This window comes from Lentzea jiangxiensis (genome assembly GCF_900104175.1).
Taxonomy (GTDB): Bacteria; Actinomycetota; Actinomycetes; order Mycobacteriales; family Pseudonocardiaceae; genus Lentzea; species Lentzea jiangxiensis.
In genome coordinates, this window is the sequence record NZ_FNIX01000034.1 from 32,574 (window position 1) to 44,737 (window position 12,164).

Sequence of the window (12,164 nt, forward strand, 5' to 3'; positions counted from 1 at the left end):
CGCGTCACCGCGACCGGGTCGCGGAAGTCGGTGGTCGCGGCGGTGGGCGGGGTAGGCGCGGGCGGCACAGTGGATGGGGTGCCTGCGGGCGCTGTCGGAGTGATCGGCGAGGCGTTCGGCAGCCGCACCCCGGAGCCGGGAGGGGGTGACGGGCTGGTCGCCGGGGTGGAACCGCTCGGCGCCGGCACGGTGGCCTGGGGCTTGGGGGAGGAGCAGCCCGCGCACATGAGCAACGCCAGGGCGGGAATCGAGAGCTGGTAGGTGCCAGAGCCGCGCTGCCACCGCGTATGGGTGCTCACGCGACCGGACCGGGATGCGGCGCGCGGCATCATGCTTCCTCTCGAGCGGGCGTGTCCGGCCGCGGTCGGTGGCTGAACAGCGCAACCAGAGACGCGATCGACGGGCCCAAGGTCAGGGCGAGCAGTAGGCTGCCGATGCCGAGTGAGCCGTTGGCGACCGCGAGCGCAGGGCGGAAGATCAGCACACCGGCGAGCAGGCACAGCACATCGGCGGCGATCCGGATCCGCGCCCAGTTCCAGTTCGTGCGTTGGGCGATCGCGTTTATCAGGCCATCGCGCGGTAGGGCGCCCATCTCGGCCGAGAGGTAGAGCGCGGTGCCGACGGCAAACATCGCGCCGCCGAGCAGCAGTGCCATCAGCCGCAACCAGGTCAGCTGCGGCGGGTGCAGCATCGACAGGGCGAGGTCGGCGGTGACGGCGGGAATGATGACGGCGGCGAGGGTGCCGATACCGGGTTTCACGCCAAGTGAGAGGTTGAGTACCAGCAAGCTCGACTGCACGGCGATGATCGCGCCTCCGAGCGTCCAGCCGAACTGGTTGCCGATTGCCCTGTGCAGGATGTCCAGTGGCAGTAGGCCTGTTGCGGCGTTGACCAGCAGTGCCACAGCAAAGCCCATCAGTGCGGTGCCGGTCGCGACTTGAGCGAGCCGAACGGGCAGTGGCCAACCGGCCGAGTCCGGCCTGCTGGTGGGAACGTTGCGCGTGGTGTCACCGGGCATGACCGCTCACCCGCTGGCATCGAGGGACGACGTACACGCCGCGGGTTGTCGCTTCCGTTCCGGCATCGGGGTTGCGGTGTGCCGCAAGCGGCTGCGAGCGCGTGTTGGTCGTCCGCGACGCTGTTGCGCCGACATTCAGGTGCGGTGAAGTCGATGGCATGGTCGTGCTCACCACACAGGTACCGAAGAGGTGGTGGGACGGGTGAACAGGACGCCGCGTTGAGGGGCGCGATCGTGCAACACCTGCCAGAACACGACTTCGTCTGCGAGCACTGCGGGCATGCCGCCGGGGACAAGGATTCCGCGGGAGACGATCGCCGGGTCGGCAGGTTCGCGTGGCCCGTCCACTTCGATGGCGTAGTGCGTGCTGCGCAGCGCGTCCGGCACGAGCGAGCTGACCGGGACGTCGCCGTCGCGTAGCAGAAGGAGCTGGTCGGGCGAGAGGCCCAGACGGGGAAGGTAGATCAGGGATGTGATGGACGCCAATGGTGGTCCGTCGCCGTGCAACGGGACGAAAACTCCGTTGCGGCGCAGGACTTCGGTGCCTGGGGTCAGGCCGAGCAGCATGCTGTCGTGTTCGTCGAGCTGGTCCAAGCGGTCGGCTTCGAGAGGAACCCGTTTGAGCGGGTAGCCCACCCACCAGCTCAGGATGTCGGAGAACTTGGGCGCCAGGCGGATGCCTCGCGCGAGCCGGGCGGCACGCTCGGCCAGCTCGTCGACGACCGTGCCGGACTTTGTCGGGATCACGTTGTCCTCCTTCGCGTCGATCGGGTTGCGTGAGCGCCCCACCCGCGGGGAAGTGGGGTGGGACGCCTGTAACAGGGGTTGGTGGGTGCCTCTGTCGGCAGTCGGCAGGGTGACTCGGGTCAGCCGGTGACCGGGTGGTGCCCGCTGTGCAGGTGCGGCTTGGGCGCGGGCTTCGGGGGTGCGGGCGTACCGGAGGGCTTGCGCGTCGGCGTGGGCGCGCTCGTCGGAGGCTGCGTCGGCTGTTCGCTGGGCGGCGTTGACGTGGGTGACGTGGGCGGCGTGCTGGTTGCCGGGGGAGTGGTGGTGGTCGGTGGGGGTGTGGTGGGCGGCACCGAGCCCTTGGCGCATGACACGACTGCAACGGTGATGGTCTGCGCTGACTTACCGTCGGCGCCGAGAATCTGGATGGTGGCGCCCGCGCCGCCGCCCGAGGAAACCTTGAGCTTGGCCTCGTTGACGTTCGGGCCCTTGTAGGTCGTCACACCATTCGTGCAGCTCGCCGAGACCGCGCCCAGTGCCCGGCCGGCGACCACGACGTTGCCTGCGGTTGCTTCAGCGAGGCCGGCACCGGCCTTCACGGCGATGCCGGTGACCGACCAGCCCATGCCCGCCACCGAGCCCTGCGCCGTCTTCGCCACTCCGTCGCTGGACACCGAAGGCTGCGCGGTCTTGGCCTCGACTCCGGAAGCCGAGACGCCGTAGGCGGTCGCGGCAGCTGCCTGTGCGGTGGCCGTCTGCAGTGTCGCGGTCGTGCCGGCGGCCAGCAGGCCGCCGATGCCGACCGCGGCCAGGACGCGGCGGGTGGATTCGATACTGCGGACCACGTGGTCCCCCTTGTCTTGTGTGGCCGTTGTGGCCGGAGAACAGGCGTTTACTTGATCAACACCGTGGTCCCGGACGGGACGTCGGTGAGGGCGTGCAGGGCATCGGGCGGTACCCGGACGCAGCCGTCGGAAGAGGCCGTGCCGTACACGTCGGCGCTCGGCCAGGTGTGGAAGGCGACTGTGCCCGGGCCGCCGCCGAAGCGCTGGTGGGAGTCGCTGTGTGAGCCGAGGGGCAGCACGACCGGGCTGAACGTCGACTTCTCGTCGCGTAGCGCGGCGAGCAGAAAGGTGCGGCCCGCCGGGGTGATCGCCGAGGGTTTGCCGATACCGACCTTCCACCGCCCGCTCACCTGGCCGGCGTGGGAGAGCGTGAGTTCGAATGTGGCGCGGTCGACGGTGATCAGGTACGGCGTGGTCGCGATGGTTACGGCGTCGGTGTCAGTGAACATCCATGCCACGGAGTTGTTGGGCCGCGAAGGAAGCATGACGAGCGCCCAGCCGGGCTGCTCGTCCACGACGGACAGCCAGGTGTCGCTGTGCACGAGGTTCGGTTCGATGCCCAGCGGCTGCTGTGCCGGCACCGCGGCGACGGCCCGGCCGCCGGGTTCGGCGAACACCGGCACAGTCCGCACCGGGTGGATGACACGCCCTGTCGGCGCCCGCTCGGGCGCAGGGTCGCGCGGTGCGGCCGCCGTGGTGGTGTAGGTGGTGGACTGGGGCAGCGCAGCGAGCTCCTCGTCGGTCACCGTCCGCGGTGACACGATCTGCGCCACATCGGCACTGGTGGCGGCCGTGGTGCCCGCGCCGCTGTTCGGCGTGCCGGCGTCTGGAGGCTCGAGCGGTGCCTGCAGTCCGAGCGCGGCGGTGAGGGCGGCGACGGCGACCAGTGCTCCGGTCAGTGCCAGCGCGCGTCTGCGGGGCGTCTCCGTAGGCGGCTGGGTGGGCCGCACACCTGACGGGGATGTCAGGCCGGTCGTTGCCGACAGGTCGCGTTGGCCGGTCGCGATGCGCCGGTCGCCGTCGTCGATCATCAACTCCTCCTTCCTACTCGTAGGGGATGGGGTGGATGTGCGTGTCGCGCGTCCCCGACAACGGCGCCCGCACATCCACGACTGGAAGGCTCTTGTCACCGCAGGAGAACCGGCGTGCCCGCGGGCACCTGCGTGAGCGCGGAGCTCAGAGCCGGTGGTGCCGCGACGCACCCGTTGGCGTCCAGTGATCCCAGCGGCGAGGACGAGGGCAGCCCGGGAACCGAGACCGTGGTGAATGCGCCGGTGCACACCCGGCTGGTGTCGATCGCGAACGGCCACAGCATCCGCAGCAGCCACGACACCTCGGCGACCTGGCCGCCGACAGCGACGAAGCTCCGCGTACCGGGCGAGGGAGCAGCCTGGGACACCGTGCCCGCCGGGCGGGGCGTGCCCAGTGCGCTGGAGGTCGTGACACCTCCGAGCACGGCCAGCACACTCACCCGGCCTGTGGCGGTGTCGACCTCGACGCGTCGGTCCCCGTCGGCCAGTTCGACCGTGGGCTGCAGGTGGATCCAGCCGGCTGCGGCGACCCCGGCCGGATGTGGCCGGGTCGGCAGCAGCACCAGCGCCCAGCCCGGCCTACGTTCGACGACCGGGACCCACGTCGATGTCAGCAGCTGTCGTGCAGGCAGGACTGCGATGGCGCATCCGCCGGGTTCCGCGTACACCGCGACGTCTTTCGTGGGGTGCAGCATCGTCGTGCCGGGAGCGGCGGACGGTGCCGGGTCGGTCGGCGCGGTGTTCACTGCGGCACCGATCACCGCTTTCGGCAGTGCGGCGAGTTCCTGCTCGGACGGGACACGAGGCGCGACAGCGCCTGGATCCTCCTGCGCCGTGACCGGGGCACGTCGGTTGCCGGGCACCGGCAGCGGTGGCGCCGGTGTGCCTGTCGCGGTCGTCTGAGGCTCGCCGACGGGCACGGCCTGAGCGGCGTCGCGAGCATCGGTGTCGTGCTCGAGCAGCAGCGCGGCCACCAGCACCACCGGCACCGCGGCTGCGGTCGTGGTGCGCCCGGCGCGTGGCCGCCGCCAGGTGATCAGCCGGAACCGCAGCGCGTGCCACAGCAGCGTCCACGACGTCATTGGCCGGATCGGCTGCGTCTTCTCCGTATCGGTCTCCGGGCCCGCGCTCAACGCGCTGCCGGACGATCTGACCACCGTGACACTGCCGGACACGGGCGTGACGAGCTGCTCGTCGCCGAGCCGGGCGCTCACGGCGTCTTCTCCGCGATCGCGGTCCCGATCGACTTCGCGACCACGCACGTGTCAACCTGGGGAAAGCGGCCGTTGGTGATCGAGATTGCGGCTGTGCCGTTGGCCAACGGCATGATCGCCGTGCATGAGGCTTCTTGGCTGGCCCGGTTCATGCCCGCCTTGAGCAAGCCGGCCTTCGACCCGAACTGCGCGGGCTGGGCGCCTTGGTGATCGGACTGAGCGGTTTTCATCTGACCCGGCTTGGCCCAGACGATCAGGACGATGAAGTTCCTGCCCTGCTTCGGCGTGCCGCCCTGCTCGGTGGTGACGACCGTCGCATCACCGTTGTCGTAGCGGCAGCCGACGGCGAACACGTCGTCCTTGTCCGGTGCGCGCAGCTTCGGCTTGGCATTCGTGGCCGACCGCACCTGCGGGGGCATCGCGTCCCAGCCCACACTGCACGGATCGAATGCCGCACCGACGGATTGTGCGTCGACCTTCGGGTCGAGGTCGCCCAACTGGAACGTCTTCTTGTCCTGCGCGGTGGCAGCGGACTGCACCGGCAGAGTCGTGCTCAGACACGCGACGGTGACAGCGGCGAGCGTGAGCACCGTCCGCCCGGCGTTGACGAAGTTCATGATCTCCCCTTGGACAACAGCACGGATTACGGGAAAAGGACTGTGAGGAACTCGCCGATGACGGCGTCGCGCATCGCGTCCAACGTGGACCGGTCGACCGGTGCTTCGGCGGGCTGTCCTCGCGGCGGGCGCATGCTCTGCCGGATCCGCAGCGTCCCGGACTGGGTGACGTCGCCGAGTACAGCGACGCTCAGCTCTTCTTTCTCCGGACCCTTGCCGTCTGCGTCGTCTTCCCTTCCGACACGCATGGCCGGTTTGCCGGCCAGCGACAGTTCCGTGACCATGCCTGCGGTGTCCTTGCGGGAGCGCAGGATCTGCAGGTCTCGGGCGATCGACTCGGTGGGGGAGAGGTAGATCTGGATTTCGGTAATGGCCGCGAGCTTTCCATCGGGGGTTTTCGCGGTGTCGTCGCTGCTGATCGTGCAGGCCCGGCCCTCGTCGATCAGCCGGTAGTGCCCGGCGCCGAGGTAGCGGTCCCACACCTGCGCGGGTACCGCCGAGCACAGCATCTGCGCGGTGATCAGCGCGTCCTGTTTGGCTTGCGCGATCAGCTGCTCGCCGGTCTTGGGTTGGGTGTTTCTCCATTCCACGCACTGCTCGGGGCTGGTGCTGCGCGCACACGAGCCACCGGCTGCAGGCGCGTCCTCACCGGATGGGCCGGGCTCCGGTTTCGGTGTGCCGGGCAGGATGGTCGTACATCCGGCGAGCAGCCCGGCCAGCGTTGTCGCCGCGAACGCGACCGTGAGGCGGCTCATCGCCGGCCTACCCTCGCCAGGATCTTCTTGGTGACCTCTTCGGCGGTGTCGCACGTCGCGGTCTGGATCCGCATCTGCTGGGTGAGGTCGTCATCGGCGGCACGGTTGTCCTGGTCGACCTTGATCTGGTCGTCCCACACGACGTAGGTGCTGCATCCGTAGGAGCCCGGGGAGAGCACGGCCTTGCGGCCCTCGACGGTGATCTCCCGTGCTGTGTTGTTGTCACCGGGCCGGATCAGCTTCGCCGGGTCGGAGGCCATGATCCACGTGACGCTGACCTCGGGCTGGCCGACACCCTTGGCGGGTTTCTGCTGCGGAGGCATCACCTTGGCGGAGCGTGCAGTGCACGCCATCGGCCCGGAGGTCTTGAGGAAGCCTTCTTCGAACATGTCCAGCGTCGCCGCGGCCGCCGCACAGGGATCGAGCTTGACCAGTGTGAGCTCGGGCGCGGTGCGGCCGCCGCCGTGCTTGGGCATGTTCTTCCACACCGGCGCGAGCGCGGTCACGTACTCCCGCAGCACCTGGCACGCGGGCTTCGCGGGAGTGTCGTTCGACGCGCTCGCCCGCACCTGGACCGCGTGCTTGTCGTCGAGCGGCTTGGAGATCTCGCAGCGCTTGCCGTCCTCGCCCTCGCTGACGAACACGTCCATCCCGCCGAGCTGCTCCGGCGCGTCGTTCTTGCGGGAGCCGGCGTCGTAGGCGGTACCGACCTCGAGGTAGAGCGTCCAGGTCGACTTGAACTCGCCCTGGTGCAGCCGCAGCGTGCACTCCTGCAAGCCGGAGGTCGAGGGCAGGATCTCGTCACCTCGGTCACCGGTGGCTTTCTGCGCGGCGTCCGGATCGTGCAGACCGCACGCGTCGATCGCACGGTGCTTGCCGTCGGCGAGCGCTTTGGCGCGGTACTGCTCCGGCACGCCCGCGTTGACCTGGTACTCGCCGTCCTGCCGCGTTTCGCCGGCGTCGGCAGGATCGCGGTCGTTGCCTGAGCCGGTGCAGGCGGTGGCCATCAGGACCGCGCCGAGCAGCGCAACGGGTGTGAATCGCTGTCGTAAAGCCATGATCGTTTCCCCCGATCAAACGAGACGTGCCGGTCGCGGCACGCAAGACCTGGAAGCCAATGGCGGAAAGCGGTGCGTGTTGGGGTGGTCGCGCCGCCCGCCGTGGGTCCCGACCTGGGGGAGCGGGGACGGACGGCGCGACCTGGGAAAGTCAGTCCCAGATGGACTGACGGGGAACGGGACGGGTCAGCTCACTTGCCGAGTGCGGTGAGGAACTGACCGTTGGCCGCCGGGGTGCCGACACCGGTCACGGTGTCCCAGCCGCTCGCCGACGCGAGGGTCTGGGGCTTGTCGTCGATGTTGAGCAGGTAGGAGCCTGCCGCGGTGGGGACGTCGACGTTGCGCCACGGGATCATGTGGGGCGTCCAGATCCCGGCCTTGACCGGCGTGACGTCAGTGATTGCCGCGGTGCCTCTGAGCTTGTAGATCGCCGGGTTCAGGAACCCGAACCGGGACACGCCCTGGGTCTGCTGCGCGTTCGCGGCCAGCGCCGCCATCACCGGTGAGGCGAGTGAGGTGCCGCCGCTGGGATAGAGCTCGTACACGCCGTCGGCGCGGGTGTGACCGATGCCCATACCGGTCAGCGCGTCCGCGACCGCGGAGATGTCCGGCATCGCGCGCCGTCCCTGGCTGATCGAAGTCGGCACGACGCTCTTCTGGTAGTCCGGCGCCGGATAGCGCATGGACACACCACCACCGGCACCGCCGGCGAACCGGCCGTCGCTGTCCTGCTGGGCGACCCACTGGGTGCCGTTCTGGGTGAAGCCGGAGTGCTGCCAGCCGCCGGTGAAGCGCAGCGTGTTGTCGCCGCCGAGCGCGACCGTCGTGCCGCCGACCGCGGTGACCCACGGGTGGATCGCTGGCCAACTGGCTTCCGGGCGGCCGTTGATGCGCGAGTTGTCGCCCTGATCACCGCTGCAGAACAAGATCGCCTGCCCCTGGATCGCGGCCTGCAACGCGATCGCGTCGACCTGTTCGCGATCCGAGGCGGGAATGTCGGCCTCATACTCGAACAGCCACGAGTTCGACACCACCGAGGCGCTGTTGTCGGCGACCGCGCGGTTCAAGCCGGAGTACAGCTCGAAGCAGGACTGTGCACCGTAGTAGGTGATGTTCGCTGCGGGTGCGAGCGCCCGGATCGCCTGCACGTCCAGCGCCTGCTCGCCATGCCACGACTCAACGCCGCCGCACTCGTCCGCGTTGTCGAAGCCCGTCGCCACCTTCGCGGTGTACTGCCCCGCGGTCAGCGCCGGCCAGCCGTAGGCGCGGCCCGCCCGGTCGGTGTCGGCCACCAGAGTCGGCAGGTTGTACGCGCCGGTGATCGCGATGTGCTGGCGGGCGCCGGTACTGCCTGCAAACAGACCGTAGATCGCCCGCATCTGGGCGGCGTTGTAGCCGCAGAGGTCGTTGCTCTGCTGACCGGCCGGGTGCATCTGTGGCACCGCCAGGTTGTTCACCGCACCCCAGTACGGCGCGCACTCCTGGCCCGCAGCCGCCGCCGTCAGTGGCCGTGACGGCCGGCCCGCGCCGACACGCCCCATGACCTGCTGCGGCGACACCGTCTTCGCACTGTCGTCGATGCCCACGACCGCGGTCACCACGCCGGCGAGCTCACGCGGCAGCGTCAACGCCTTCTCCGGCGCCACCAACACCTGCTCGCGCCCGTTTTTGGCGTTGCGCTTGAACGACGACAACGACGTGTCGAACGCCGCCTCGAGCTGGCCATTGGTCGCCTCGACCGCGATGAAATGTCGATTCGCGGCGATGTCCCTCACCACCAAGCCCTTACCGCGCAACCACGCGCTGACCTTGTCCACGGTTGCCTGCGTCGGCCCGAACCGGTCGAGGAACTGCGCCGAGGTCAGGTACTTGCCGTGCAGCGGCGATCCCGGCGTGGACACCGCCCTCGCCAATGCTTCCGCGCCGCGCTTGTCGCGCAGCTGCAGCGCAATCTGTACCTGACGCCGCTGCCCGTCGTCGGCCGTGCCAACCTTCGCCTCCAGGGTGGCCCAGCCGGGAATGGCGTCGATGCGCAACCCGGCCTTGTTCTCCATCGACACCTGCGCCGACGCTGAGGGAATCGCCAGACCCGTCAGCAACGCGACGGCGCTCACCGCGCCCACCGCACGGGATGGTCGTACTGCCATGTAAAGCCCCCCAAATAATAGTCTTATCCCGGACAGTGCCGAAATTTGCGGCGCATGAGCCTGCCGCTTAAAAGGAAGTGAACGAAAGCAAGCATCGAAGTCGTTTGCTCGCCACATATTTCTAGTGCGGGCGGCTAGACCACCCCGCGTGGAGGTGAAACTCTCGCGTCGTTTTTGCCTGCGCTGTACTCCACTCATCCACCTGAGGCGGATGAGCTTCAAATCAAGTAGAGTCGTCGAATCGTTCGACGGGATGCTGTTCTATCTATCGTGTGGCGAAGTTCCCTGACATCAGGTGATCGCAGGGCTGCGCCTGCCTGTCCGCAGTGTTCATAGCTAACGCGACGTGGTTCTTTCGCTGTCGTCGTCTGCCGATGCGATCACCGGTGCAGCAAAACTGCTCAGGGTGGCACAAGGGCCGCGCGGCCGAAGTGAGCGGGCCACGTGTACGACACCCGCCGCCAGGATCAGGGAGGTCGGTTCACGCATCCGCGGCATGAGCGCGGTCAGCAGATCGTGCGCCTGTTCGGCCTCGAACTCGCGGCCCAGCAGCCACACCTTTTGCGACAGGTAGCCGCAACGCCGAGACGCGTAGACCTCGCCGGTGCGAGGGCTGAACCCGACCCGCCACGGACCCGCACGGTCCAGCGGCCGGCTATCAGGGCTGTCGCCGTCTCGACGCCACTGCTCGCCGTAGGTTTCCCCGGCTACACGTGCGCCAGCCCATCCGCTGTCCAGGCGGCGCGAGTCTGCGGCGACAAAGCTGTCCTCCAGACCGAACACGATCACGCTGGCGGGCACGTGCGGTGAGCGCTGCCAGCCGTCGGCGGACTCACGCAGCAAACCGGCCGGGGCGTCGAAGCCGATGACGAACTCTCGTAACGTGTTCCGCATAGTCAGCGCCTCGTCCAGCAAATCACGCAACTCCGACTGTTTCTGGATCGCGCGGGTCAACTCCGCGTTGGCGGTGCGCCTACGCAGCCGCGCGGTGAGGCCCCAACCGGTACAGGCAGCGGCCGCCTGGTGGCGAGCAACGGCAATCTCGTGCTCAGCTTGATTGGTCAGTGCCATCAGCGTGGCCGCCGTGGCGCGAAGATTGCCTTCGAGGGCGACCAGGTCCTCGCCCTGATTGGCGGTGATCTCTTGCTGGAGATGCGGTGCGAGCGCAGCTGGCACATGACCTGCTCGCGGGCCCAGCACGACCGCCAGGCCGCTGGTGCTGCGAGCCCAGCGCGGCTGATGTGTCAGCAACGTCCTCTCCCTTCGAAGCCGTGAGATACCGGTCGCCGTGTCGCTGACCGGTGAGCGGGCGCTTGCGGCTCGTCAACCGACGTCTCGTCTGTGGCCGGCGGTGGTGTGCTGGCCGGTGGCCCGGCAGCGGATCCCTCCCAGGTCCGCCACTGGGCCACCGCCCCGCCGTCGCCGGTGACGCGACGACGAGGCCGTGGCGCACCGGAAGCGGTCACTGACGTCGTGATACGACGGGCGACGACCGCTGAGGCAGCGAACGGTGCCCGGCCGCATTATCGACCCACGCATATCGCTGTCCTTCCGGTGCTCGTCTACGCAGGAGCGGGTGTTGCGTATGCAAAATCGCGCTGTCAAAGGTGGTGAGCAGAAAGCTTCTCGTCCCAGGCGTCTTGTGCGCTAGTCCGCATCCCGATGAGACAAACACTATGGCAATCAAATCAGTTGTCAACGCGTAGACGGCGAGGGGATTAGAAAAAATATCCCGTAGTCAGGGGAAGGGCTGTGCGGCTTCCCGTAGATCTGGGCTTATCTGCCCCGTAGTTGCCGGCGAGAGGTGCCCCTGACCTTGGTGGGCAGCATGTCTCGTCATGTGTCGACGCGGTCGTGGAAGTGAATCTGTCAAGAAGGTGAAAGGACTGACGCGAGAGGTTCGACTGATCTCACGCGTGCGCTCAAGCGCGGTTGCGTGGTCACGCTCGACTGGCGAATGATTGAGAGTCTCTGAGTGCCTGTTTCTGAGCTTGAGCAGGTGAGAGCCCTGTGGTGTGCAGACAGGGAAGTCCTGGTAGATCGGACGTTGTCGAAGCGCCGTTCTGCCAGGAGTTCCGTTGTTATCGTGCCCGATCGCCACGGGCGGTTCCACCGTGGGTCCCGCCTGTTGCCGCTTGGCCGTCACACATCAGCCCGGCCGGCGGGCGAGCCGGTATCCCACCGACCTCACCGACGCCCAATGGGCCGAGCCCGACCCACTGCTGCCCGATCCGGCGTGCCTGGCCGGTCGCGGCGGGCGGTGGGAAAAGCACTGCCGCCGGCTGATCGTCGACGCGATCCTCTACGTGGTCGACAATGGCATCAAATGGCGAGCCCTGCCCGCCGACTTCCCGCCCTGGCCAACTGTCTTCAAGCGCTTCACCGCTTGGGAGAAGGCCGGCACCACCCAGCGGCTGCTGGACGCGTTGCGCGATCGTGCCCGGCTGGCGGACGGCCGCAACGCCGCCCCGTCGGCGGCGATCATCGACTCCCAGTCCGTGCGAGCGGCGCCTACCGTGTCCACGTCGACCCGCGGTTACGACGCGGGCAAGAAGGTGCAGGGACGCAAGCGCCACATCGCCGTGGACACCCTCGGACTGCTGATCACGGTGCTGGTCACCCCAGCATCCACATCGGACAGAATCGCAGCCCGCTCCCTGTTGCGGCGCCTGCGGTCCGCCGCCGGACGGCGAGTCCAACTCATCTGGGCGGACGGCGGCTACACCGGAACCCTGCTCGGCTGGGCACGCAAC

Annotated in this window: 12 protein-coding genes; 2 read left to right on the forward strand and 10 right to left on the reverse strand. The window is 68.5% G+C overall.

The window, feature by feature from the left end; translation table 11 throughout:
* Window positions 1-78: 78 nt before the first annotated feature.
* Window positions 79-261 (forward strand): hypothetical protein, encoded by a 183-nt coding sequence (locus BLQ91_RS38355; RefSeq protein WP_143023057.1) that lies wholly within the window; start codon window positions 79-81, stop codon window positions 259-261.
* A gap of 67 nt (window positions 262-328) precedes the next feature.
* Here the strand turns inward: BLQ91_RS38355 and BLQ91_RS38360 are convergent, their stop codons facing one another.
* The 10 genes from BLQ91_RS38360 to BLQ91_RS38405 form a co-directional block, all read right to left on the reverse strand.
* Window positions 329-1,018, reverse strand: coding sequence for a YczE/YyaS/YitT family protein (locus BLQ91_RS38360; RefSeq protein WP_143023058.1), 690 nt, complete (start codon window positions 1,016-1,018; stop codon window positions 329-331).
* Window positions 1,019-1,186: 168 nt separating this feature from the next.
* Window positions 1,187-1,765 (reverse strand): hypothetical protein, encoded by a 579-nt coding sequence (locus BLQ91_RS38365; RefSeq protein ID WP_143023059.1) that lies wholly within the window; start codon window positions 1,763-1,765, stop codon window positions 1,187-1,189.
* Between the two features lie 119 nt (window positions 1,766-1,884).
* Window positions 1,885-2,589: a hypothetical protein gene (locus BLQ91_RS38370; protein WP_090105320.1), complete on the reverse strand. Its 705-nt coding sequence runs from the start codon at window positions 2,587-2,589 to the stop codon at window positions 1,885-1,887.
* Between the two features lie 47 nt (window positions 2,590-2,636).
* Window positions 2,637-3,620, reverse strand: a complete 984-nt coding sequence (locus BLQ91_RS38375; protein WP_090105322.1) for a L,D-transpeptidase — start codon at window positions 3,618-3,620, stop codon at window positions 2,637-2,639.
* A 95-nt stretch (window positions 3,621-3,715) separates the two neighbouring features.
* Window positions 3,716-4,834, reverse strand: coding sequence for a hypothetical protein (locus BLQ91_RS38380; protein ID WP_090105324.1), 1,119 nt, complete (start codon window positions 4,832-4,834; stop codon window positions 3,716-3,718).
* Entirely contained in the window at window positions 4,831-5,424 is a 594-nt protein-coding gene (locus tag BLQ91_RS38385; RefSeq protein ID WP_143023060.1) for a hypothetical protein, read from the reverse strand. Before BLQ91_RS38385 ends, BLQ91_RS38380 begins: the two co-directional genes overlap by 4 nt.
* Window positions 5,425-5,477: 53 nt before the next feature.
* Entirely contained in the window at window positions 5,478-6,206 is a 729-nt protein-coding gene (locus tag BLQ91_RS38390; RefSeq protein ID WP_143023061.1) for a hypothetical protein, read from the reverse strand.
* Window positions 6,203-7,264: a hypothetical protein gene (locus BLQ91_RS38395; protein WP_143023062.1), complete on the reverse strand. Its 1,062-nt coding sequence runs from the start codon at window positions 7,262-7,264 to the stop codon at window positions 6,203-6,205. Before BLQ91_RS38395 ends, BLQ91_RS38390 begins: the two co-directional genes overlap by 4 nt.
* A gap of 191 nt (window positions 7,265-7,455) precedes the next feature.
* Complete coding sequence (locus BLQ91_RS38400) at window positions 7,456-9,378, reverse strand: S53 family peptidase (RefSeq protein ID WP_245734278.1); 1,923 nt, start codon at window positions 9,376-9,378, stop codon at window positions 7,456-7,458.
* 369 nt (window positions 9,379-9,747) lie between these two features.
* Complete coding sequence (locus tag BLQ91_RS38405; RefSeq protein WP_143023063.1) at window positions 9,748-10,662, reverse strand: hypothetical protein; 915 nt, start codon at window positions 10,660-10,662, stop codon at window positions 9,748-9,750.
* Between the two features lie 884 nt (window positions 10,663-11,546).
* On the opposite strand from BLQ91_RS38405, the gene BLQ91_RS38410 reads away from it, so the two are divergent.
* Window positions 11,547-12,164, forward strand: a 618-nt coding sequence (locus BLQ91_RS38410) for an IS5 family transposase (protein WP_090105336.1), incomplete at its 3' end; no start/stop codon positions are given.

What these genes read in the sequence shown, in the direction of transcription:
- BLQ91_RS38360 (WP_143023058.1), bottom strand. Translation starts at nt 1,018, where the DNA reads ATGCCCGGTGACACCACGCGCAACGTTCCCACCAGCAGGCCGGACTCG.
- BLQ91_RS38375 (WP_090105322.1), bottom strand. Translation starts at nt 3,620, where the DNA reads ATGATCGACGACGGCGACCGGCGCATCGCGACCGGCCAACGCGACCTG.
- BLQ91_RS38390 (WP_143023061.1), bottom strand. Translation starts at nt 6,206, where the DNA reads ATGAGCCGCCTCACGGTCGCGTTCGCGGCGACAACGCTGGCCGGGCTG.
- BLQ91_RS38395 (WP_143023062.1), bottom strand. Translation starts at nt 7,264, where the DNA reads ATGGCTTTACGACAGCGATTCACACCCGTTGCGCTGCTCGGCGCGGTC.